The organism is Nocardia albiluteola, from assembly GCF_018860155.1.
In the GTDB taxonomy this organism is placed as follows: domain Bacteria; phylum Actinomycetota; class Actinomycetes; order Mycobacteriales; family Mycobacteriaceae; genus Nocardia; species Nocardia albiluteola.
Genome location: NZ_JAHKNI010000004.1, coordinates 543,586 through 565,841 on the forward strand (window position 1 = coordinate 543,586; position 22,256 = coordinate 565,841).

Annotated in this window: 22 protein-coding genes; 13 read left to right on the top strand and 9 right to left on the bottom strand. The window is 68.3% G+C overall.

Annotated features, from left to right (window positions below; genetic code table 11):
- Positions 1-4: 4 nt before the first annotated feature.
- Both KO481_RS15540 and KO481_RS15545 read left to right on the top strand, forming a co-directional pair.
- On the top strand, positions 5-748 hold the full coding sequence (locus KO481_RS15540) for a 16S rRNA (uracil(1498)-N(3))-methyltransferase (RefSeq protein WP_215917800.1): 744 nt from the start codon (positions 5-7) through the stop codon (positions 746-748).
- Positions 749-915: 167 nt separating this feature from the next.
- Entirely contained in the window at positions 916-2,592 is a 1,677-nt protein-coding gene (locus KO481_RS15545) for an LCP family protein (protein ID WP_215917801.1), read from the top strand.
- A gap of 113 nt (positions 2,593-2,705) precedes the next feature.
- Here the strand turns inward: KO481_RS15545 and KO481_RS15550 are convergent, their stop codons facing one another.
- Together KO481_RS15550 and KO481_RS15555 are read right to left on the bottom strand one after the other, a co-directional pair.
- Positions 2,706-3,074, bottom strand: coding sequence for a TolB family protein (locus KO481_RS15550; RefSeq protein ID WP_215917802.1), 369 nt, complete (start codon positions 3,072-3,074; stop codon positions 2,706-2,708).
- A 194-nt stretch (positions 3,075-3,268) separates the two neighbouring features.
- A complete protein-coding gene (locus tag KO481_RS15555) occupies positions 3,269-4,774 on the bottom strand; it encodes an FAD-dependent monooxygenase (protein ID WP_215917803.1) in 1,506 nt (501 codons plus the stop codon).
- Here KO481_RS15555 and KO481_RS15560 point away from each other — a divergent pair.
- Positions 4,767-5,384: a TetR/AcrR family transcriptional regulator gene (locus KO481_RS15560; protein ID WP_215917804.1), complete on the top strand. Its 618-nt coding sequence runs from the start codon at positions 4,767-4,769 to the stop codon at positions 5,382-5,384. The two genes, KO481_RS15555 and KO481_RS15560, sit on opposite strands and share 8 nt — an antisense overlap.
- Positions 5,385-5,562: 178 nt before the next feature.
- Here the strand turns inward: KO481_RS15560 and KO481_RS15565 are convergent, their stop codons facing one another.
- Positions 5,563-6,183, bottom strand: a complete 621-nt coding sequence (locus KO481_RS15565) for a TetR/AcrR family transcriptional regulator (protein WP_215917805.1) — start codon at positions 6,181-6,183, stop codon at positions 5,563-5,565.
- A 70-nt stretch (positions 6,184-6,253) separates the two neighbouring features.
- On the opposite strand from KO481_RS15565, the gene KO481_RS15570 reads away from it, so the two are divergent.
- Positions 6,254-7,147 carry an NADP-dependent oxidoreductase gene (locus KO481_RS15570; protein WP_215917806.1) on the top strand — a complete coding sequence of 298 codons (894 nt, stop codon included), beginning with the start codon at positions 6,254-6,256 and terminating at the stop codon, positions 7,145-7,147.
- Between the two features lie 100 nt (positions 7,148-7,247).
- On the top strand, positions 7,248-8,336 hold the full coding sequence (locus KO481_RS15575; RefSeq protein WP_215917807.1) for a hypothetical protein: 1,089 nt from the start codon (positions 7,248-7,250) through the stop codon (positions 8,334-8,336).
- Between the two features lie 110 nt (positions 8,337-8,446).
- Here the strand turns inward: KO481_RS15575 and KO481_RS15580 are convergent, their stop codons facing one another.
- Together KO481_RS15580 and KO481_RS15585 are read right to left on the bottom strand one after the other, a co-directional pair.
- Positions 8,447-8,695: a hypothetical protein gene (locus KO481_RS15580; RefSeq protein WP_215917808.1), complete on the bottom strand. Its 249-nt coding sequence runs from the start codon at positions 8,693-8,695 to the stop codon at positions 8,447-8,449.
- Between the two features lie 227 nt (positions 8,696-8,922).
- The gene (locus KO481_RS15585) at positions 8,923-9,678 is read right to left on the bottom strand and encodes a hypothetical protein (protein ID WP_215917809.1); all 756 of its coding nucleotides are present in this window, start codon (positions 9,676-9,678) and stop codon (positions 8,923-8,925) included.
- 280 nt (positions 9,679-9,958) lie between these two features.
- Here KO481_RS15585 and KO481_RS15590 point away from each other — a divergent pair, with 280 nt between their 5' ends.
- A complete protein-coding gene (locus tag KO481_RS15590) occupies positions 9,959-10,486 on the top strand; it encodes a DUF3558 domain-containing protein (RefSeq protein WP_215917810.1) in 528 nt (175 codons plus the stop codon).
- A gap of 138 nt (positions 10,487-10,624) precedes the next feature.
- Positions 10,625-12,697, top strand: coding sequence for a glycoside hydrolase family 172 protein (locus tag KO481_RS15595; RefSeq protein WP_245400914.1), 2,073 nt, complete (start codon positions 10,625-10,627; stop codon positions 12,695-12,697).
- Here KO481_RS15595 and KO481_RS15600 read toward each other — a convergent pair.
- Complete coding sequence (locus tag KO481_RS15600) at positions 12,667-14,052, bottom strand: MFS transporter (RefSeq protein WP_215917811.1); 1,386 nt, start codon at positions 14,050-14,052, stop codon at positions 12,667-12,669. The two genes, KO481_RS15595 and KO481_RS15600, sit on opposite strands and share 31 nt — an antisense overlap.
- A gap of 101 nt (positions 14,053-14,153) precedes the next feature.
- On the opposite strand from KO481_RS15600, the gene KO481_RS15605 reads away from it, so the two are divergent.
- Positions 14,154-15,053, top strand: coding sequence for a LysR family transcriptional regulator (locus KO481_RS15605; protein WP_215917812.1), 900 nt, complete (start codon positions 14,154-14,156; stop codon positions 15,051-15,053).
- Between the two features lie 68 nt (positions 15,054-15,121).
- A complete protein-coding gene (locus KO481_RS15610) occupies positions 15,122-15,271 on the top strand; it encodes a transposase (RefSeq protein ID WP_215917813.1) in 150 nt (49 codons plus the stop codon).
- Between the two features lie 131 nt (positions 15,272-15,402).
- Here KO481_RS15610 and KO481_RS15615 read toward each other — a convergent pair whose 3' ends face one another.
- Positions 15,403-16,332: an NAD-dependent epimerase/dehydratase family protein gene (locus tag KO481_RS15615; protein ID WP_245400915.1), complete on the bottom strand. Its 930-nt coding sequence runs from the start codon at positions 16,330-16,332 to the stop codon at positions 15,403-15,405.
- A 113-nt stretch (positions 16,333-16,445) separates the two neighbouring features.
- Between KO481_RS15615 and KO481_RS15620 the strand changes: the two genes are divergently transcribed.
- Positions 16,446-17,432, top strand: coding sequence for a GlxA family transcriptional regulator (locus tag KO481_RS15620; protein WP_215917814.1), 987 nt, complete (start codon positions 16,446-16,448; stop codon positions 17,430-17,432).
- Here the strand turns inward: KO481_RS15620 and KO481_RS15625 are convergent.
- On the bottom strand, positions 17,391-17,795 hold the full coding sequence (locus tag KO481_RS15625) for a transposase (protein WP_308166621.1): 405 nt from the start codon (positions 17,793-17,795) through the stop codon (positions 17,391-17,393). The two genes, KO481_RS15620 and KO481_RS15625, sit on opposite strands and share 42 nt — an antisense overlap.
- A gap of 152 nt (positions 17,796-17,947) precedes the next feature.
- On the opposite strand from KO481_RS15625, the gene KO481_RS15630 reads away from it, so the two are divergent.
- Together KO481_RS15630 and KO481_RS15635 are read left to right on the top strand one after the other, a co-directional pair.
- Positions 17,948-18,652, top strand: coding sequence for a hypothetical protein (locus KO481_RS15630; protein ID WP_215917815.1), 705 nt, complete (start codon positions 17,948-17,950; stop codon positions 18,650-18,652).
- 189 nt (positions 18,653-18,841) lie between these two features.
- A complete protein-coding gene (locus KO481_RS15635) occupies positions 18,842-19,906 on the top strand; it encodes a PhoH family protein (RefSeq protein WP_215917933.1) in 1,065 nt (354 codons plus the stop codon).
- A 324-nt stretch (positions 19,907-20,230) separates the two neighbouring features.
- On the opposite strand, the gene KO481_RS15640 is transcribed toward KO481_RS15635, so the two are convergent.
- The gene (locus KO481_RS15640) at positions 20,231-21,463 is read right to left on the bottom strand and encodes a S1 family peptidase (RefSeq protein WP_215917816.1); all 1,233 of its coding nucleotides are present in this window, start codon (positions 21,461-21,463) and stop codon (positions 20,231-20,233) included.
- A 190-nt stretch (positions 21,464-21,653) separates the two neighbouring features.
- On the opposite strand from KO481_RS15640, the gene ybeY reads away from it, so the two are divergent.
- Positions 21,654-22,208, top strand: coding sequence for an rRNA maturation RNase YbeY (ybeY, locus tag KO481_RS15645; protein WP_215917817.1), 555 nt, complete (start codon positions 21,654-21,656; stop codon positions 22,206-22,208).
- Positions 22,209-22,256 lie beyond the last annotated feature (48 nt).

Below are 22,256 nucleotides of genomic sequence, written 5' to 3' on the forward strand. Positions count from 1 at the left end.
CCCGTTGGCCGCCACGGTTTTCTATCTCGAGCAGATCCCGGAACCCGGCGGCATCGCGGTGCTGGACGGCCCGGAGGGGCGCCACGCGGCGACCGTACGCCGCATCCGGGTCGGCGAGCCGATCACGCTGTCCGACGGCGCCGGTGTGCTGGCCCCGTCGGAAGTCGTTGCGGCACAGAAAGACCGGCTCGAGCTGAAGGTCCTGGAAAAGGTCGCCGCGCAACCTGTCTCGCCGCGGGTCACGGTCGTGCAGGCACTGCCGAAGTCGGACCGCTCGGAACTGGCGGTCGAGCTGATGACCGAGGCCGGGGCCGATGTCATCGTGCCATGGCAGGCCGCCCGCTGCGTGGCGAACTGGGAGGGCAAGGCGCGCAAGGGTGTCGACAAGTGGCGCGCCGCGGCCCGCTCGGCCGCCCGGCAGTCCCGTCGCGCATACATCCCGGAGGTCGCCGAACTGCACCGCACCGCCGATGTGCTCGAGCTGATCAGGAACATCAAGGCGGACAATGGAATAGCGGTGGCGCTGCACGAATCGGGCGCGGGCCGGTTCGCCTCGTTTCCCTTCGCGCAGGCCGCGCAGGTCGTATTGATCGTCGGCCCCGAGGGCGGGCTGGACGATGCGGAGCTGGCGGCGCTGTCGGAAGCGGGCGCCGAGCCCTCGCTGCTGGGCCCCACGGTGCTGCGCACCTCCACCGCGGCCGCCGTCGCGCTGGGCGCCCTGGGCGCGCTGACGCCGCGCTGGTGCTAACTTTGTGAAGGGTTCGAGGCGGTTTTTATGCGGTGCGTCGGAGTTTTAAACCCCGAACCTGGACAATGTGAGATTCAACCGATCCACCCCGCGACCGCCCGGTCACAGCCGGTGCGGGTGATCAGCGCGTTCGCCTCCGGTGCCCGCGCTGGCTATATTCGGTCCGTATGAGTTACGGAGGGGAACGGCGCCCGCGAGGGGCGGCCGATCCGAAAACAGAGCGGTTGCCGCACGGCACACAGCCGCGCCGTCGTACGCACCGCCAGCCTCCGCGGCGCGCGCGGCAGTCCTCCAAGGGTGTGGTCGCCGGGCGTTCGATCATGGCGGTTGTTTCGGCGGCCGTGCTGGTCGGAACCGGTGCGGCGTATCGAGTTTACGATCACGCGGTCCACAGTGTGACCACCTCCGACGCGATCAGCGACGGCCCCAAATCCTCCGGCCAGGACCAGAACATCCTGATCATGGGCCTGGACAGCCGACTGGACGAGCACGGCAATGCCCTGCCCCAGGCCATGTACAACGCGCTGCACGCCGGCGACGACAGCAACGGCGGCATGAACTCCAATGTGCTGATCATGATTCACATCCCGGGTGACGGCTCGAAGGCGACGGCGATTTCCATCCCGCGCGACGACTACGCCAGCCTCGATCCGACGGCCTGCGGCGGCGAGACCTGCAAGGGCAAGATCAAGGAGGCGTACGGCCGCGCCTACGGGGCGTCCCACGACAAGTACGCCAGCAAGATCAAGGACCCGGTCGCGCTGGACGCCAAGTCCCGCGATGCCGGGCGCAAGGCCGAGGTCAACACGGTCAGCAAGTTCCTCGGCAATGTACCGATCGATCATTTCGTCGAGATCACGCTTGCCGCGTTCTTCCAGGTCGCCGAGGCGGTACAGCCGATCACGGTGTGCCTGAACGAGAAGACCTCCGACAATTTCTCCGGCGCTAAGTTTGCGAAGGGGCCGCAGCAGATCAACGCGTCGCAGGCGATGGCCTTCGTGCGGCAGCGCCGGGATCCGAACGAGTCGTTGAACTTCACCGACCTGGACCGCACTCGTCGTCAGCAGGCGTTCATCGTGTCGCTGCTGCATCAGCTGCAGAGCAGTGGCACAATGTCCAGCCCGAGCAAGCTGATGAGCCTGTTGGGTGTTGCCCAGCAGAACATGGCCGTCGACAGTGGTCTGGATCTGGGGAAGTTCGCCGCGCAGGCGTCCAGTCTGATGTCCGGCGGCCTGTCGCTGTTCACGTTGCCGGTCAAGGACTTCGGCAACGACCCGAGCAACGGCGAGGACATCAACCTCGTCGACGTGGACGTGATCCAGAGCATCGTGCACAACCTGCTCAACCCGCCCAAGCCCGGGGCGAGCACCTCGGCCGCGGCCCCCACGACCACCAGCACCAACATCCCCTCGGCGCAGGGCATCGTGGTGAACGTGGTGAACGGCTCGGGCCACAACGGCCTGGGCGGAGATCTCGAAAAGGCCCTCGCCGCACGCGGATTCACCCAGGGCCAGGCGAGCACCGGTTCGGCCCGCAGCGGCAGCACCCTGCTGTACGGCTCGGGTGCGGCTACCGCCGCGAACGCCCTGGCCAGTCAACTCGGCCTGACCGCGACCGCGTCCTCGTCGCTGGATTCGAACTCCATCCAGGTGACTGTGGGCACCGAGTCGGCCAGCAGCGGCCCCATCGCCAGCATCGTCTCCGCGATGGGCGGTTCGGATTCCGCGACCACGACCACCCCGCCGCCCCCGCCGCCGGTCTCGGCCACGGCCGTGGGCCAGAACTCCCCGGCGCCGACGGACCTGTCGAGCATGCAGGGCAGCGGGATTCCCTGCGTCAAGTGAGTGGTCGCCGGTACGGGTCCGGCGATCAGTATCCGTGGACAGTGCTGGGGCGCCCTTCGACAGGACAGCGCTCCCTCAGCCGTCGACCATACCGTTCGCGTCGCGGTGGCCGCTCACATACTTTCGCCGCCGCCCGAACTGGGATGCTGCGCAATGAGTTTCGGATCGGTAAGACGGTGCGGGTTGCTGCCGTCGCTGTTCATCTCCCAGACCTCTGCTCCGGCTCTGGATGCCGAGTCACGGGTGAAGCGCGTGAAGACGATGGTCGAGCCGAGTTCGGAGAACGACGGGTGCCCGGTCGAATCGCTTGTCAGCGGCCGGATGTGGCTGCCATCGGCGTTCATCGCATAGATCTCTGACTGGTTCTTCCCGCCCCGGTTGCTCGTGAACACGATTCCGGTTCCGTCGGGGGTGAAGACGGGCTCGGAGTTGAAGAACGAATCCGCCAGCAGCTGCCGCTGGCCGGTGCCGTCCGAGGCCATCACCCAGATGGCGCCGGCCCGGACGCTCCTCACGGGCCTCGAACCCGTCATCGCGGTTTGCCGCCCTCACCCTCGCGGCGCTCGGCTGGACCCTGCTCTCGGCGGCCGACGCTCACGCCGGCTCGCCCGGCACGAAATGCGAGGGCGGCCTATCCGTGGTGGCGCTACAGGGGCGTCTTTCGGGAGAGGTCGACTCAGGCGCGGTCGAGGGCGCCGACCCTGCTGGTGGCCGGGCCGCACCAGCTGGTGAGGGCATGCTGCAGGGCAACGAGATTCGGATCCCCGTCGGCTACCCAGGCGAGGTATCCGTCCGGTCGGATCAGCAACGCCGCGGGTTCCGGGATTGATCCGCCATCGGGCAGTGCCCAGGGGGCGCCGGAGCCCTCGGCCCTAGCGATGGCGATCCGGTCGGTCCACTCGGAGGCGGCATCGGCCAGGCCCGTTGTGTTCGAAAGGTCCAGCAACACAGGCCTTGCGGCGTGCAGAAGGTCGTATATCCGTTTATCGCCGGTGGTGGTAGTGATGTCGGCATCCGGGACGCGGCGGCCCAGCAGCGGGTGGTCGCCGGTGATCGGATACCGGAGGTCGAGCCCGGAGACGGTGGCGGCCAGGTAGCGGTTGACGTCGTCGAAGCCGATGAGACGGGCCATGAGCTCGAGCAGGTCGTGCAGTTTCGGGTCGGGCTGGCACAGGATCGATTGCGCGCGAATCAGTTTCAGGATATCGGCGTCGGCGGCGTGGCGTTCGTCGTGGTACGTGTCGAGCAGTTCGTCGGGCGCCTCGCCGCGCAGTACCGCCGCAAGCTTCCAGCCGAGGTTGAAGGCGTCCTGCATGCCCATGTTCATGCCCTGCCCGCCGGCGGGCAGGTGGATGTGCGCGGCGTCGCCCGCCAGCAGCACGTGGCCGCTGCGGTAGCGCTCGGCCTGACGGACGGCGTCGGTGAAGTGGGAAAGCCAACGGGGACTGTGCATTCCGAAGTCGGTGCCCGCGACCCGGAGGGTGGAGGCGCGCAGTTCCTCGAGGGTCACCGGATCGCCCGGGGCCGCGGCCCGTTCGCGTTCGCTGGTGACGATCCGGTACCAGCCGGGCCGGAACCCGATCGCCGTGATCAGCCCGGCCTCACGGCGCTCGAGGAACATCGGCCGCTGCGGTGGCTCGTCCAGTTCGACATCGCCGATCAGACAGGTCATCGCCGGATCTGTTCCGGGGAAACCGATTCCGGTCAGTTTCCGGACGGCGCTACGGCCGCCATCGCAGCCGACGAGGTAACTGCCGCGCAGGGTTTCGATGCCGCCCGGCCCGGTGACGGTGACCTCGACGCCGTCGGTGTCCTGGCGTAGCCCGGTCACTTCCGCGGACCAGCGCACCGGTGCGCCGAGTTCGGCCGCGACAGTTTCCAGGATCCGTTCGGTGTCGGCCTGCATGATGTTGTACGCATGCGGATATCGGCTCGGCAGTCGCGAGTAGTCGAGGCTGATACCCGCGAAATTTCCGAGATTCAGGGGCGGGCCGTAGGCCAGGAAGCGATCGGCGATGCCGCGCTGGTCGAGCATTTCGACGGTGCGCGGCTGCATTCCCGCCGCGCGTGATCCCTCGACGCCGCGATCGGCACGTCGGTCCAGCAGTACCACTTGCACGCCGCCGCGCCGCAGTTCGGTGGCGAGGGTCAGGCCGGTCGGCCCGGCGCCGGCGATGATCACCGGCGCCGCGGCTGGAGTGATCGCTCGCGCCGGACTGCGCCTGCTCGACGAGAACGGCATCGACGGCGTCACCATGCGTGCGCTGGCCGCCGAACTCGGCGTCCGCGCGCCCACGCTGTACTGGCATGTCAAGTCCAAGGACGACATCTTCGGGGCGATGGCCATCGCCATGAGCCAGGACGCCGCGGCCCTGATGACCGCGGCGGACCGGCGCGCCCCGTGGCGGGAATGCCTCACCCGCTGGGCATATGCGCTGCGGCGCACCATGATCGGGCATCGCGACGGTGCCCGGGTCTTCGCGGGCACCTTCGCCGCCGACCCGGCTACCTTCGAGGTCATCGAATCGGTCCTCGACGCCTGGCGCGAGGCCGGTCTCCGGCCCGCCGATGCCGCCCACCGCACCGCGCTGCTACGTCACTTCATCGTCGGCTTCTGCATCGAGGAACAAACCCTGTCCGACCTGGCCGAGGACTTCGCCGCTTCGCGGGCGATCGATTCCGCCCGTTTCCCGCGCACCGCACAAGCGCTTCCGGAAATCGTCTCCACCCCCGCCGACGAGCGCTTCGAGCTCGGTCTGCAACTCCTGCTGTCCGGTGTTCCTGGCGCGTAACCGATTGTCCCGCAGCGGTTCTGCGGGCAGCGCACGGCCGTCGTCTCGTGGCCCGCCGATCGGGCGCCACGACACGCGTCCTGCGCCAGCGGCTCGCGCCCACAGCTCGAACTGTGCCCCGAGATCGTCGCGGCAATGCGAACAACACTGCAGCGCATCGAATCCGACCTGGAGACCCTCAACGGCCACCACGCGACGGTGACCTCGTTCCTCGCGGGGGATTGACCTGGATGATCTTCCAGGCCGCCTCGATCATCCGGAAGATCTCGTCCACCGCGGCCTCGGGATCGGCCGCCTCGCGGGCCAGCGAATGCACATCAATCACGAACCTCGCGATCGCCCGGCATGCCGTTGTCGGCTCCGGCAGGTCGAGATCGGTGGCGATGGCCGTCGCCAGCGACTCGGCGTGACGCAGCCGCATCGACTCCTCGTACTTGCGCAGACCGGGTGACTCGTCGATCAGGTTCCAGATCTCCGCGCCGCCGTCGGCCGCGACGCAATGCCGGACCTGGGCGTGGATCTCGCGGCGCAGCGCGGGGATGAGCGGTTCCTCCGGCACCCGGTCGGTGACCGCTCGGGTGAGGCGTTGCTCGAAGTTCTCGTCCTGCTCGAACACCAGGGCCTCTTTCGAGGCGAAGTGCGAAAAGAGCGTGGTGACAGCCACATCCGCCGCGGCGGCCACGTCCCGGATGCCTACCGCGTCGTACCCGTGTTCGAGGAACAGTTGCAGCGCGGTGTCGGCGATCTTCTGGCGGGTCGCGGCCTTCTTGCGCTCGCGGCGTCCGGGCGGCACAGTCATCCATTCATGCTATCAGATGCAAAAATGTACCCGTATCAAAATACTAACCGTTAGTGTTATAGTCGATCGCATGAAGAGAGTGACTTTCGCCGAATTCGGCGGTCCGGACGTGCTGGAACTCCTCGAGGCCGAGGAGCCCCATGCGGGCCCCGGCCAGGTGCGCATCGCCGTGAGGGCGGCGGGCGTGAACCCCGTCGACTGGCGCCTTCGTGAAGGCCAGATCCTCGGGGCTCATCCGATCGAGTTGCCCTCCGGTGTCGGGCAGGACGCCGCCGGGGTGGTGGACGAGATCGGCGAGGGCGTCGCCGGGGTCGAGATCGGTGACCGCGTATTCGGCGAGGGATCGAGCACCTATTCCGAGTTCGCCGTGCTGTGGGCCTGGGCCCGCATGCCCGAGGGGCTGACGTTCGAAGAGGCGGCGGGGTACCCCTCGGTGGTGGAGACCGCGCTACGCATCATCGGCCAGGTCGGCGTGGAGCCCGGGCAGACGCTGCTGGTCAGCGGTGCGTCCGGGGGCGTCGGATCGGCGGTGCTGCAAATCGCTCGCGACCGGGGTATCGCCGTGATCGCCACGGGCGGCGCCGCCAACCAGGACTATCTGCGCGGCCTGGGCGCCCTCGCCACGACCTACGGCGAGGGCTGGGTCGAGCGCGTCCGGCGGTTCGGCCGTATCGACGCGGCGCTCGACCTGGCCGGCTCGGGTGTGATCCCGCAGCTGGTCGAGCTGGCCGGCGATCCGCAGCGGGTGGTCTCCATCGCCGATCTCGGTGCGCCGGAGTTCGGTGTCCGATTCTCCGGTGTGGCCGGGAGCATGCCGGACGCGCTCGCCGTGGCCGCCGATCTCATCTCGGGCGGAAAGCTCCACATCCCGGTCGAGAAGTCGTATCCGCTCGCCGAAGCGGCTGCGGCGCATATCGATAGCCGAGCCGGTCACACCCGGGGACGCCGGGTCATGGTCATCTGAGCCCGCCCGTTATCGGTGGCCCGCAACCCCGTTGGGGTACGGGAACATTCTGGTGAACCGGCCCATATCTTTCTGTGCGGGACTGCGAAAGAGTGGACCGGTGATCGTCACGACGCCGCGCATGCGCCGAGCACTGCTGTCCGCCTTCCCGGAACTGCTCGGCTATGCGCTCCCCGCGGTGCGACTGCATCCGCGTGCCGGAGCGCCGATACCTCGGCAGAGTTCTGTGGGCGGGCCGCTACTGTGGCCGCGGGACGAGCCGTGGCCCGTGTGTTCGGATCCGCATCCGATCACGAAGACCCGGCCGATGACGGACGAGGAGATCGAAGGCTTCGAAGCCCAGCGCAAGGAGCACGCACGCCGCAACCTGGCCAGGGAGGAAAGCCGCGGCCGCGTGAGGCGGCCGGAGGTGCTGGCATTTATCGCTGCGGGTCCCACCCGCATCGGTCAGTTCGGCATCACTCCCGAGGGGTACGCCGTCACCTGGGAAGTCGAGGAGATCCCGGCCGAGCCGGTTGCGATGATTCCGGTCGTGCAGCTGTTTCGTTCCGAGGCCGGAGACTTCCCGTTCCCGGATGGCACGGACCTGTTGCAGATTCTGTGGTGTCCCAACGATCACAAGCAGTGGCGCGGACCTCGGTCGGTGCCCGTCTGGCGCGACTCGGCATCGGTTGGCGCCCTGCTGGATTCACCGCCGCCGTGCACGCTGATCGAGCGCCCGCAGTACGTGCCGAATCCCTGTGTGGCCCACCCGGAGCCGATAGTCGAGTTCCCGCCCATCTGCCAACTCGCCGATCTCGGCCACGGTCGACTGCTCGGCCGGATGCCCGCCGAACTCGAACAGCGCCTTCGGATCTGGGACGCCGACCAGCCCGAGAAAGAAAGCTACTTCTACCTGGCCCACGCTCCGGGCTGGAAGATCGGGGGCTGGGACTCCAGCTGGATCGATCCCGCGCATCTGGAAGATTGCCCCTGCGGCGCCCCGATGCGGCCGCTGTTGGAGGTTGATCGCGGCGAGTTCCTGAGCTGTGTGTGGTCACCGGCGGAAGAACCGCACTTCCCCTGGGGCGACCCGGCTCGCTGGCAGGACCAGGAGCCGACCGGCGTCAGCCCCGGGCGCGACGGGCGGTATTGGGTCCTGGCCTGTACTGCGGATGCGAGTCACGCTCTGTCACACAGTCTGCGGTAACGAGCCCGGTCCTGCCTCCGCTAGGACGAATTCGACCGCTGGTAATTCCCTGCCGCACAGGACATCTCGACCCGCGGACCCCATCTCGGAATCCGCGGGCCGATGCGAAGCTAGCGGTGCTGCAGCTTCCTCTTCGGCTCCTTGCCCATGTTCTTCATATCCTCGTTCATGTTCTTCGTATCCGACCGCGCCTGCTGCGCTTCGCGCTGCATTCCCGTGCCCAGACGGTCCATGTCCTGCTTCATTTCGCCGGACATGCGATCGGCCTCGCGCTGCATGCGCTGGCCCTGATCCTTCATGCCCTGCTTGGCCTTGTTGGCTGTCTGGCCGGGTTTTCGATTCTGCTTGCGATCAGACATTCGAACCTCCGTGTCGGTAGGTCACGTCCGGAAAGCTCTCTCGAACGGGGGTAATACCGCGTCCGTCGAATCGTCGAGCGCTGTCGAGCCGCCTGGGGCATTTCGGCCAGGCATGCCGACAACCGGATGAGCAGCAATCGCTCAGCGAACGGTTACGCGCATACATCCTGACAATCGCGCCGCGCCGATGTCAATGGATCCGGGGCGACGCGCGGGCGGCGGCAAGCTCAACTGGACAGAATCGCCAGCTCGGAGGGGGTGAACAGATCCCGGATACGCGACCACGGGAACAGCACCGGGTGGTAGTCGCCGAGGACGTGGGGCACCCCGAAATACACGGTCAGGCCCGCGGGCGAGGGGAGCCACTCGGCGAACGAATCCCCGGTGGCTCCGGGGGTGTCCAGCTTCGGCTCGCCGGCCGGGACGAGGGTGGGGGCGAGAGCTGCGAGCGTTTCCCAGGCGCGGGCCGGGTTGCGCAACACCGACGGCAGCAGGATCGGCTGGGCGGTGGCGGTATCGATGACGACGGTGTCGAGCTTATTGGAAGGGTAGGCGCCGCCGCTGTACCGGTTGGTGATGAGCACGCCCGCGATCACGTGCGCGCCGATGCGGGTGACACCGCTGGCTTCGTTGCAGTCGTAGGGGATTTCGCCGTCGGCGACCGTGCCGTTCCCGACCGCTGTCGCATCCGACAATGCCGCGTGCATGGCCGAATTGAAACGGTCGCGCACCGCGGCCGTGCCGCCCGTGAGCTGCGGTAGCGTGATGTTGTACGCGAATATGGCTGTCTTCGAGCGTATTCGGGTGGTGGTCGCGGTATAGCCGGTCGCGGCGGCCGGGGCGGGCGCGGGGCACTTCGATGTCGTCGGCCCGGCGCTCGACGCGGGTACTGGTCGGACGGGGATCCCCGCGTCCCCGTGATTCATCGAACCGCATCCCGACAGCGCACCGATCAAGAGCACAGCCCAAACCGTCTTACGCACAACCCGATTCCTTCCAGATCCCGACCGCTGCCGAGCCGACGCCCCCCGGGGCAGCACCATACCCGCAGGACGCGGGGCGCCCCCAGCCATATTCGGTTTCGCGCCCTCATCCCGTGGTGAGGAGCTGGCAACGGCCGCGCTATTGCGCTGCGGGACAATCGATTCGCGACCGGGTCCGCGCGATCAGCTCGCGCGCGACAACGTGTCCATGAGAGTGGGGGTACTCGAGCTGAGATCCAATTGCTACGTTGGGACGGATTTCTCGGAACGGGGGTTTTGAGTGCGTACAGTGGGGATCGCGGCCGGGATGGGTGTGTTGCTGGCGCTGGCCGCGTGCGCTCCACCGGACTCGGACTCGTCGCAGACCGCGCCGACCAGCCCGGAGTCGCTCACCAAACAGCAGCTGTGGAATCCGTGCACGCTGCCGGACCGGGTGCTGGCGGCCGTGGGAGTCGAGTCGGGCACCAAGGATTCGACGCCCTCGGAGATGCCGGACTACATCGACTGGCAGGGCTGCGCATGGCACAGCGCCACCTACTTTCTCAGCGTCTTCGCCACCGTGCACACCATCGCCGAGTTCCGTGCGAACAAGACCTTCGAAAACATCCGCGACGTCGCTGTCGGCAACCGCAGGGCAATCGACTTCGACATCCTCTCACCCCCGCCCAACTGCTCGGTGGCCGTGCCGACTTCCCAGGGCACCGTCCAGATCCTCGTCCGCCAATCCGTCGGCTCGAGCCTGTCGGGAAACCTCTGCGGCCTGGCCCTGCGATCCGCGACCGCCCTGACCCCGGACCTCCCGCACTGAGCCCGGCGGATCCCGCTTCTGCCGCGGTGGCGCGGCGTGGCAAAATGCTACCGACTGGATGGATTCTCCGCATCGGCGGGCGCCGTCACGCAACCCCGACGGGCAGTCCCGCGGATATCGCGAAGGGTGTTGCAGGGCATGAGAATCGGCGGATCTTCGCTGTTCCGGCGCGGTGTCGTGATGGTCGTGGCGGTCGTGCTGGGGGCCGCGGCGCCGGGGATGCCGCCTGCGGGCGCGACCGGGCCGGCCCCGGGAGGCCGATCGGTGGGGTGGGATACGTTCCGGCACCTGGATCGGCTGCCCTATCTGGATTCCGGCGCCGAGACGCGCGAATTCTCCAGCTTCGATCGCAGCGGTGGCGATTTCGACCCGCTGACCGGCAACAACAACGGCAGTGGCGGGTGTCTGGGGCCCGGCGGGGCCGGATGCATGATCGCGCAGGACGACGGCGCGGGGGAGATCGAGTCGGTCTGGTTCACCCGGGACGGCGGGGTGGTGTCGGCGATGGGGAATCTCCGCGTCGAGCTGGACGGGCGGACGGTCGTGGACGCGCCGCTGCAGTCGATCGTGGACGGCAGGCTCGGTGCGCCGTTCGTCTTCCCGCTGGTCGCCAACGGAAATCAGTCCTCGGGCGGGGTCTACATCAAGGTGCCCATGCCGTATCGCCGCTCGATGCGGATCAGCGTGGCATCGAATCTGGAGTACTACCACGTCGTGTACCGGCATTTTCCCGACGCGGACGGGATCACCGCGTTCGACCCCGCGGGCCGGGCCGACGATGTGATCGCCACGATGCGGTCTGCGGGTGCCCGTGATCCGAAACCCGAAGCGCCCGATACCCGGCACGACCGCCGAACGGTGAATCTCCCACCCGGAGCGGAGATTCCGATAGCCGCCGCGAGCGGTTCCGGCAGCATCGCCGCACTGCGGCTGCGCATCGCTCCGGCCGCGCGGAACGGGTTGCGGCTGGGCATCGCCTTCGACGGTCGTGTGCTCGTCGATGCGCCGGTCGACGAGTTTTTCGGGGCCGGATACGCGGCGCCGCCGGTCCGGGCACTGATGTTCGCCACCGATCCGGCGCTGGGAGGTTGGCTATCGTCGTGGTGGCCAATGCCATACGCCCGCAACGTAACAGCATGGCTGGCGAACGGCTCGCCCGGTCCGGTGAACGGCATCGACACCGACGTGGCGACGGTAGCGGATCCGGCCTGGGCTCCGGCACTGGCCGGCGGTCTGGCGGGGTACTTCACGGCGTACTCGCATACGGGACTCACTGCACCGGGGCAGGATTGGACGTTCGCCGACCAACCCGGACACGGAAAGTTCGTCGGCGTCAGCGAAACCATGCGAGGCGTCACCGTGCCCTCGGCGTTCTCCCCGGACGCCCCCTTGTTCCTCGAGGGAGCCGAGCGCGTCTATGCCGACGGGGCCGGATCGCCCCGGTTGTACGGCACCGGTACCGAGGACTTCTTCGAGGGCGGTTGGTATTTCAAGGCCCACGTGGACAAATACCCCGGCTCGCCGCCCGATCACTACCCCGTCGGTGGCGTCGCCTTCAGCGACCCGCTGACGGGCATGCCCGCCGCCGGCGGCACCGGGTCCGGATGTCCGAGCTACTGCCTCGACGCGTATCGGCTGATGCTCACCGACGCCGTGGACTATCGATCCGGCATGCGATTCGGCATCGAACACGGCAAGCGCAACCTGATGCCCGCCGACTACGGCTCCACCGCATTCCTCTACACCTCCGCCTTGCCGGCCGCCGCACCCGGCGACCGGATCGATCTCGCCGACCGGAACAGCCGTGCCGCACACGCTTACAGCGATCCGGGCGCGGTGCGGTACCCGCTCGTCAGCCAATACGAAGGAACAGCAGACACCGTTCCGGTGCCCGGAACCGTGCGCGCCACCTCCGCTCCCATCACCTTCCGCACGGCGATCCCGCCCGGCAACACCGGCGTCGTCCTGGAACGCACCGGCGACCAGGACCGGGGCTACCAGTCGGCGCGCGTGCTCGTCGACGGCACCCCGATCGGCACCTGGCTTCAGCCCCGCCGCAACACCATTCACCGCTGGCTCGACGACACCTATGTACTTCCGGCCGCAGCGACCGCGAACAAGCGGGTCCTCACCATCACGCTCGAGCCCACCCCGGGCTCGCCGCCCTGGACGGCCAGCCGCTACCGGGTCGCGCCGTTGCTCGGGCCCTGAATGGACACCGAATCATGTGCCGCTGCAGGTTCCGGATGGCGTTCCCGGGACGGCAGGACAAGGCTCGCGGTGAGCCCGGCGGCCACGGCCAGTAGCACGCCCACGTAGACGGCAACGCCCACCCATCCGTGCCTGCCGTATACGAATCCCGCCGCCCCGCCGACGATCGAACTGCCCAGGTAGTAGGCGAACATGTACAGCGACGACGCCCCCGCACGGTTTCCGGTCGCCGCGCTGCCGACCCAGGCGCTGGCCACCGAGTGGGCGCCGAAAAACCCTGCGGTGCAGAGCAGCACGCCGACCAGCAGGCTCGGCAGGTAGTTCGGGAGCGTGATCCCCGTACCCGCGGCCATGGTGATCACCGAGACCGTGAGTACCCTGCCGCGGCCGACCCGGTCGGCCATCCGGCCCGCGGCGGTCGAGCTCACGGTCCCGGCCAGATAGAGCAGGAAGACCAAACCGGCTGTGGAGTCGGACAATCGGAACGGAGCGGCGATGAGCCGGTAGCCGAGGAAGTTGTAGATCGAGACGAATCCGCCCATCAGCACGAACGCCAGTCCGAACAGCGCCAGCAGTCGCGGATTGCGCAGGTGTCCGGCGAAATCGGCTGCCATGACCCGTAATTCGAATGGCTGCGGGGTGAATCGCCGCGAGGCCGGAAGCTGCCTCGCGAACCAGATCGCGCACAGCGCCGCCGCGATCGCCACCGCGGCCGCCGCCCACCGCCACGTCGCCGCCTCGAGCGTGAAGGACGGAATCAGCCGTCCCGCAAGCCCGCCCAGCGTCGTCCCGGAGATGTATATCCCCATCGCGGCACCGAGCCCGCCCGCGCCCACCTCCTCGGCCAGGTAGGCCATCGCCACCGCGGGCACTCCCGCCAGGGTGATGCCCTGCAGCGCGCGCCCGGCGAGCAGCACCTCGAGCGACGGACTGAACGGCAGCAGCAGCCCGATCACACTCGCCGTGACGGCGGAGGCGATCATCACCCGGGTCCGTCCGAACCGGCTCGACAGCACGCCCGCCGGAATGATCGCCAGCGCCAGCAGCCCGGTCGTCAGCGAGACCGCCAGCGCCGCGTGCGCCGGAGTCGCCCCGAACGCCGCCGACAGGCTCGGCAGTAGCGCCTGCATGCTGTACATCGAGGCGAACGTCGTCAGGCCTGCCGCAAACAGCGCGATCGTGATCCGTCGTTCGTGCCGCGCGCCGGTGCCGCCGGGATTGCCGCGGTCGTCGATCGGATCCGCGCCGGACGTCTCGCGGCCGCGGATCGAGCCGAGCGATCGACGTGCCCGCACACCGTTCGCCGCCGACGTAATCGCCGATTCGCGGGCCGGGGTGCTGCGCTGGTGGGTCATATCCCCAGCTTGGGAGCATATCGTTCGGAAAGGAAATGCATTAGAGTTCGATAGTTGATGCCGATGCTGCATTAGTGAAGCTCCGCGAGGGGAGGTGGCCCGTGCCGAGTGACGATTTGCACTGGTTTCTCACGCTCGCCGAGCTAGAGCATGTCGGCGCGGCGGCGGTCCGGCTGGGCCTGTCGCAGCCGACGCTCTCGCGCATGCTCGCCCGCCTGGAACGCCGGCTCGGCGCGCGGCTGTTCGATCGGCATGGAAAACGCCTGTCACTCAACGACTTCGGTCACGTCTACTACGAGCATGCCCGCCGCGCCCAGGCCGAACTCGATGCCGCCGCACGGGAGCTGGCGGATCTGGCCAATCCGGCCCGGGGCGTGGTGCGCCTGACGTTCCTGCACTCGTTCGGGGCGCGCCTGGTCCCGGAGCTGATCGCCGGATTCCGGCGTGGATCCGGTGCGATCACGTTCAACCTCAGTCAGGATGCCGCGGAAGTGGTCACCGGCCGGGTGCGCGACGGCGCGGCCGACCTGGGCATCGTCTCGCCCAAGCCGGCCGTGCCCGGCCTGGGCTGGCGGGAGCTGCTGGGTCAGCGCCTGGCATTGGCGGTACCCGCCGACCACAGGCTCGCGGGCCGTCGCCAGGTGCGCCTGGCCGAGGCCGCCGATTCGGACTTCATCGCCATGCAGACCGGATACGGCATGCGTACGATTCTCGAAGACCTGTGTGCCGCAGCCGATTTTCGCCCGAGAATCGTCATGGAATCCAGCGATCTCGTGACGGTGGGCGGCCTCGTCGGGGCCGGGTTGGGCGTGGCGCTGCTACCGATCGAGGACGCAGTTTCGCGCGGGCTCGGGCCCCAGCCCGGTCCGGTGCTGGTGCCGCTGACGGATCCCGGCGCCACCCGCGCGGTCGGGCTGATCTGGTCGGCGAACGTCGTACCGTCCGACGCGGTGCGGGTGTTCCGCGACTTCACCGTCGAGTGGGCGGCGCGCGCCACCTAGGGCAAGGACGGTGCCCTGATTGGCCCGGACAAGGAGCACGCCGAGACCAGCTGCTGCGGTCCGCGCTGGTGTACATCAACATGCTGCCGCAGCAGGTCCTCGCCGAGCGCGCGTGGGCGAACCGGCTCACGGATGAAGACCGATGGGGGCTGACCGCCTTGTTCTGGTCGAACATCAACCCGTACGGCACCTTCCGTCTACGTGGACAAGCGTCTTGACCTGGGACTCCGAATGGCCGTGCGAGGCGCACGCCCAGCGGCGGACGACGCGGACTCGTTGATGTCCACCCTCGCTTGATCGCGGGTGATCCCAGGTGTCACAACACCCGCCGCGGCCTACCTACGGTTCGTCAGACCTTGGGCTGGCCGTGCTCCGCGGCTATCTCGTCGAGGACCACGTCGATCGGAGTTGGGGCGATGTTCAAGAGTGACGCTGTGAGCGACGTATCGAGGATGTTGGGACGGTCGTACAGGTACAGCATTTCCGGGAACTCCGCCATGATCGAATCGGTCCGTCCGATCTCTTTCAGCTCGGCCCTGGTCATGTGTGTCAGCTCCGGGCCGGGTACGGCGGCTACCAGGGCCAGGTGTGCGGCCAACGCGCGGACCGAGGCTCGAGAGGTGGATGGCACGTGCCAGGCCCGGCCCCAGGACTTCTCGTTCCGGGCGGCGGCGATCAAGGTCCGGGCCGCATCACCGGTGTAGGTCCAGCTGTGCGGGGCGTCGAGATCTCCCGGGTAGGAGACGGGCGAGCCGACCAGCACGGGGGTCCCCACCATGATCGTGAACGGCGAGTAGGCGCCCACACCGAGGTAGTCGCTGGCCCGGACCTCGGTCACCCGAACCCGGCCCGCCTCGTAGGCTGCGAGTGCGTCGTGCCACATCTGAGCACGGACGCGGCCCTTGACGCTGGTGGGCGCCATCGGAAGATCCTCGGTGACGGGTCCATCCACGGGTCCGTAGCCGTAGGTGTTCCCGAGCATGACGTAGTCCGCTCCACTGCGTTCCGCTGCGGCCAGTAACGAGGCGGCCAGCGGCGGGAATTCGGCCGGCCATCGGTCGTAGGCAGGCATGGCGCAGTTGAACAGCGCTGCTGCCCCGCGGGTCGCCTCGATCAGCCGCGCGGTATCGGTGGCGTCGACGGCCACCCGCTCGATCCGATCGTGCGCCGGCCCGCTGCCCCGGCGGGTGACGAGCCGGACCTGCTCACCGGCGTCCGCCAACAGCCGTGCGGCGGACGATCCCGTGGCTCCGGCTCCAACGATGACGTACAAGGACATGGGTGCACTCCCTGGTCGAAGAGCTGGGGCCGGCCGCCCCAGCGGTTCTACCCTCCGCCACGGGTGATCAGTAAGGTAGTAGCCCGAATGACAAACATCCGGAGGTTCGGGCCATGCATCGGGTTGCCGTCGTCGCCGTTCCCCCGGCGACCACCTTCGACCTGTCCATCCCGGAGCTCGTCCTCGGCGAAACGATCGTCGACGGCCGCCCCGGCTACCGGGTGCGCGTGTGCACCGCCCGTCCCGGGCCCATCACCACCGGCAGCAGCTTGGAGGTCGCCGTCCCGCACGGGCTGGAGGCCGTCGACGACGCGGACACCGTCATCGTGACCGGAACCGCTGCCCGCGATGACATCGACCCCAGTGTCCTGGCGGCACTGCGCCGCGCGTCAGCCGCGGGTAAACGCGTCGCCTCGATCTGCACCGGCGCGTTCGTCCTCGCCCAGGCCGGACTGCTCGACGGACGTAGCGCCACCACCTACTGGGCCAAGTCCGAGGAGTTCTCCGCCCGCTATCCCGCAGTCCTGCTGCGGCCCGACGTGCTGTACGTCGAGGACGGCAACGTCCTGACCTCGGCCGGGCTGTCCGCCGGCATCGACCTGTGCCTGCACCTGGTCCGCTCCGACTACGGCGCCGCGACGGCCAACGCGGTCGCCAGGCTGGTGGTCGCGGCACCGGTGCGGCCCGGTGGGCAGGCACAGTTCATCGCGACACCGCTGCCGCCCGAGACGGGCACCTCGCTGGCCGCGACCCGGGCATGGGCGCTCGATCACCTGCATGAAGCGCTCACCCGTGCCGACCTCGCCGCACACGCGACGACCAGCGTCCGCACCTTGACCCGCAGGTTCCACGACGAAACAGGCCTGAGCCCGCTGCAGTGGCTCCTCCACCAGCGCGTGATCCGGGCACAGGAACTCCTGGAGACAACGGACCTGCCGATGGACCAGGTGGCCCGGCTCAGTGGCCTCACCACCACCGACTCCCTGCGCCAGCACATGTCGAGAAGGACTGGACTCACTCCCAGCGCGTACCGCGCCGCGTTCACCCAGCACCCAGCATCAATAGATCGAGGCACCACTACGGCGGGACTGTTGATCTAACGGTGGTTCCGGCTGCCAGCGGCGGAACAGCCCGTACGCCGCCTGCCGGGACCCGTACTCGGCCGGCACGTCCCGCCACGGCGACCCGACCCGGCACCGCCACCGGATCCCGTCGATGAGCTGCCTTTTCGTCCACTTCGGCGGGCGTCCCGCCTTCTTACCGCAGGGCAGCAACAGCTTCAGCCGTGCCCATTGGGCATCGGTCAGGTCCACGCGCCCCGCCACCGCTTCGCTGGTCAACGAGGTCTCCGGTAGGTACTCCGGTTTTGCTCGGTCGCTGAACCACCTACCGGAGACCTCACCTATATGCCAACGCAGCCAACATTTTTCACCAAACAAGCTGATGGGTGGCAGCGGTGCCACCCATCAGGTCACTTCGAGACAGAACCTATCCGCGATCGACGGCGCCGGGGTATCGCGCTCGAATTGGGTTGAACCACCGGGGAGTCCGGCAGGTCGTCTAGGGTGGCGATGACGACCACGTGATGAGGGCGTGGCGCGGATGGGGAATGATTGTGACAGGAATCGACGTCGTCCTGCTGTCCTATGACGAACCGCTGGCGGGGCAGCTGCACGGCCGGCTGGAGCGAGTATTCAAGCGGCCGGTGAAGCGACTGCACGGGGTGGCTCCGATGCGGCGCGCGCTGAAAATGACCGCCGAACTCGTTGATACCGAACAATATTGGCTCGCCGACGGCGATTTCGACATCGATCCGCAATTCGATCCCGACGCGCTGGAGCCGCTGGCGGACGGCGTGGCCATGGCGGTGCTGCAGGCGGTCAACGTGATCAACGGTCTCGTCGCCGGGTACGGCGGCCTCAAGCTGATGCGTACCGAGGCGATCCGGGGCATGCGCGACGGCACCGTCGACGTGCTCGCCGCGCTCGACCGGGTCGAATTCCGGCCGATCGTGGCGGGGGTCAGCCGCTTCAACCAGAGCCCGTTCCACACCTGGCGATCGGGCTTTCGCGAGGTCGCGATGCTGGCGCGGGGCAGCGAATACGGAATCGACGAAGCCTACACCCGGTTTCTCATCGATCGCTGGTGCGCCAGCGCGGGCGCCGTGCACGCCAACTTCGGCGCCGCGGGCGCCCGGGCCGGGGTGGCCTTCGCGCAGGAGACTGCTCCGGACGCCGAGCTGTGGCAGTGCATCAGCGATCCGGCCTGGCTGCGTGAGCAGTTCGCGAGCCACTACCCCGATCTGATCTCGGCGAAGTAGTTCGTGTTACCGCACACAGGCCTGTGACCTGCCGGTCGCGGTCTATTCACTGGGCGGTGTCGGTGCTCGGCTGTAAACTTGCATCACACCCGGCATACCAGCCAGCGCAGCTCTAGACCGGAAAGCAGGCCATAGGCACTTTTGAGATCACCAGGCGAAAACGGCGACCCGACAACCCCCACAGCTGGCATCGGAGCCGGCGGCACCGGTAACGGTACGGGGCCCGCCGCGCGGACCGCGCGCTCCAGCATCGAACTCGCTCCAGAATCCGTTTTCGGCTTCCTCGGTTCGGCCGACGAGAACCTGCGTGAACTCGAAGGCCTCCTCGATGCCGACATCCATGTCCGCGGCAACGCGGTCACGCTCACCGGTCGCGCCGCCGATGTGGCCCTGGCCGAGCGCGTGGTCGAGCAGTTGGTCGCGCTGACCGGCCGCAATCGGGTTGTCACGCCCGAGGCCGTGCGGCACACCTACGCCATGCTCACCGAGGGGTCCTCCGATTCCCCGGCCGAGGTGCTGAGCCTGGATATCCTGTCCCGGCGTGGCAAGACCATCCGGCCCAAGACGCTGAACCAGAAGCGCTACGTCGATGCGATCGACGAGCACACTGTCGTGTTCGGCATCGGCCCCGCCGGTACCGGCAAGACGTATCTGGCGGTGGCCAAGGCCGTGCAGGCACTGCAGAACAAGCAGGTCACCCGTATCATCCTGACTCGTCCGGCGGTCGAGGCGGGGGAGCGGCTGGGCTTTCTGCCGGGCACGCTGAACGAGAAGATCGACCCCTATCTGCGCCCGCTGTACGACTCGCTGCACGACATGATGGATCCGGAGTCGATCCCCAAGCTCATGCAGTCCGGCGTCATCGAGGTCGCCCCGCTGGCCTACATGCGCGGCCGCTCGCTGAACGATTCGTTCATCATCCTGGACGAGGCGCAGAACACCACGCCCGAGCAGATGAAGATGTTCCTGACCCGCCTGGGCTTCGGTTCCAAGATCGTGGTCACCGGCGACGTCACCCAGGTCGACCTGCCCGGCGGCACCCGCTCCGGGCTCCGCGTGGTCAGCGACATCCTGAGCGATGTCGAGGACATCCACTTCGCGCAGCTCACCTCGAGCGACGTGGTGCGGCACCGGCTGGTCGCCGAGATCGTCGACGCGTACGACCGGTACGAGGCCGACCGTCCGGCGGTCGCGCCCACGCACTATCCGGGCAATCGGGCTCAGCGGCGCGCCGCCGAGCGCTCGCGGCGCTGAGGTAGGGCGCTCCGGGTGGCACGGTAGTGCTCTGTGCCCCAGGCGTTTTCGCTTGGGGCACAGGGATTAGCGGTGCTGCGAGGACTGATTCCCGCACCCGCGGTGCCGACGACGTTCGATCCAACTCCCGCATGAGCGCTGCGGGCGACGATGGGGCAGGCCGGTTTCCGCATCTGTGGTGCGAGACGGTCAGGCGGGCGATTACAGGCAGTCAGGTCTCCGCATCTGCGTTCGCGCGACGATGGGGCAGCCCGATTCTCGCATTCGTGGTGCGGGCGTTGATGGTTCAGCCTGATCCGCATCCGCGGTGCGGGCGGTGGCAGATCAGCTGGTGCGTAAGTGCACACCCGGGTTCTCGGCGAGCACATCGGCGACCGATTGCGCGATCATCGTCACCTGCGGGACGAACCGCAGCAGTCCGTCGATCGGCGGGCTCACCTGCTCGAGTGCTCCCGGCCCGATCTGCTGCAGTATCCGGCTCAGGCTGGGGAGGCCGGGTTGTGCCGGCGGGAGCACGCCGGGCCGGTCGGTGGGGAATTCCGATGGGTCGCTGTAGATTCCGCCTTCGCTGACGATCCCCATCGCGAGCGATCCGGACACCAGCGCGCCGCCGCTGTCGCCCGGCAGAGTGAGCGCGGTGTGCTTGAACCGGATCGGCGGGCGCTGCGGATCGGGCTGATCCACGGCGGTGATAATGCCGCAGGTGAATCCCGTGGTGGAGCCCGATTTACAGACCGGCGCCCCCTCGACGGGAATCCCCACGCCGGTAATCCCGATCGCCGGCCCGCCGACCCGGCCGCGAACGAGGTTGTTGTGGAACGCATGTCGTACCGGCTCGGCGATCCGCACGATCGAGTAGTCGCGAATCCCGTCGACCACCGACTTCTCGAAGTTTCCGGTAACTACGCCGGGCTTGTCGCCCGGGAGCAGTTGGTAGGTACGCTGATCGGGGCCGATGGACTCCTCGGCGAGGGCGGCGACGTTGCAGTGCCCGGCGGTGAGCGCGGCCGGATGACCGTCCTGGTCCACCGCGTTGAATGCCCAGGAACATTCGGCGCCCTGATGCTTCGACGGCTGCGTGATGCTCATGTACCGGTTACCACCGGCGACCGTGTCGAGCGGGGTGACGGGTGCGGCCGCGGCCGGCAGCTCGGGTACCGGATACCTCCGGTCCGTGCCGGGGTGGGCCGCCGCGGCGTCCCAACCGGGGGCGGCCGCGTCGGTGAGGACAAATCCGGCATGCTGGGCGGCCGCGCGAACGGCGTTGTCGGTCGTCGCGACGACGGGTCGGCCCGCGCCGTCGAGCCGGATGCCACGCACCGATCCCGGATCGAGCTGCCGCCGGGTCGCGGCGAAACTCGCCAGCCGCTGTGCCAGCTCGGCCCGCCGCTGGTATTCCTGCGGTGACAGGCCCAGATCGCGTTCGATCGCCGAGGTCAGTGCGGCGGGAAGCCCCGGATTTTGCGGCGGGTCCGCCGCGGCGGTGACAGGGGCGGCCATCAGCAGCGCCGCCAGGGTCGAGACCGTCGTGCAGCACACCCCGCGCATGGTCGTCACCGCCGCGAATTTAGCAGCAATTCCCGGTTCGGTCGCCGATGACGACGGCGATTCACTGTGAAAAGCCCAGCGGCAGATCGGGACACGCTCCGTGTCTCGCGCGCGTACCGGCTGAACTGCGCGGGTGCCCCGCAGCACGACGGCGGCGCAGTGCGCGGAGCGGCGACGGTGGTGGCCTAAGCTGAGCGGCGTGAGTATCGAGATCGCCAACGAATCGGGTATGGACGTCCCGGAGGAAGATCTGGTCAGCGTCGCACGCTTCGCGATCGGACGCATGAACGTGCACCCCGCGGCTGAGCTGTCGATGGTGCTGGTCGATCTCGACACCATGGCCGACCTGCACATGCGCTGGATGGATCTGCCGGGCCCGACCGACGTCATGTCGTTCCCGATGGACGAGCTCGAGCCCGGCGGTCGCCCGGACGGCAGCGAGCCCGGACCGTCCATGCTCGGCGACATCGTGCTGTGCCCCGAGTTCGCCATAGCCCAGGCCACCAAGGCCGGGCATTCGCTCGACCAGGAGCTGGCGCTGCTGACCGTGCACGGCGTGCTGCACCTGCTCGGCTACGACCATGCCGAGCCGGAGGAGGAGAAGGAGATGTTCGGCCTGCAGAACACCCTGCTCGCCGAATGGTACGAGAGCCTGCGCGAGGCCCAGCGCCGCGCGGCGCAGACCGAACGCGACCGCACGCTGCTCGGCAAGGCCGGGTTCACCGACTCCGGTGATCCCCTGGGCCCCGCGTGAGCGAGCGCAGCGAGTGAACCGATGACACAGGCCCCCGGGGGAACGGCG

Coding starts and splice junctions, on each gene's coding strand:
- KO481_RS15545 (WP_215917801.1), top strand. CDS start 916: ATGAGTTACGGAGGGGAACGGCGCCCGCGAGGGGCGGCCGATCCGAAA.
- KO481_RS15550 (WP_215917802.1), bottom strand. CDS start 3,074: ATGGCCTCGGACGGCACCGGCCAGCGGCAGCTGCTGGCGGATTCGTTC.
- KO481_RS15560 (WP_215917804.1), top strand. CDS start 4,767: ATGATCACCGGCGCCGCGGCTGGAGTGATCGCTCGCGCCGGACTGCGC.
- KO481_RS15565 (WP_215917805.1), bottom strand. CDS start 6,183: ATGACTGTGCCGCCCGGACGCCGCGAGCGCAAGAAGGCCGCGACCCGC.
- KO481_RS15570 (WP_215917806.1), top strand. CDS start 6,254: ATGAAGAGAGTGACTTTCGCCGAATTCGGCGGTCCGGACGTGCTGGAA.
- KO481_RS15580 (WP_215917808.1), bottom strand. CDS start 8,695: ATGTCTGATCGCAAGCAGAATCGAAAACCCGGCCAGACAGCCAACAAG.
- KO481_RS15595 (WP_245400914.1), top strand. CDS start 10,625: ATGAGAATCGGCGGATCTTCGCTGTTCCGGCGCGGTGTCGTGATGGTC.
- KO481_RS15600 (WP_215917811.1), bottom strand. CDS start 14,052: ATGACCCACCAGCGCAGCACCCCGGCCCGCGAATCGGCGATTACGTCG.
- KO481_RS15615 (WP_245400915.1), bottom strand. CDS start 16,332: ATGTCCTTGTACGTCATCGTTGGAGCCGGAGCCACGGGATCGTCCGCC.
- KO481_RS15620 (WP_215917814.1), top strand. CDS start 16,446: ATGCATCGGGTTGCCGTCGTCGCCGTTCCCCCGGCGACCACCTTCGAC.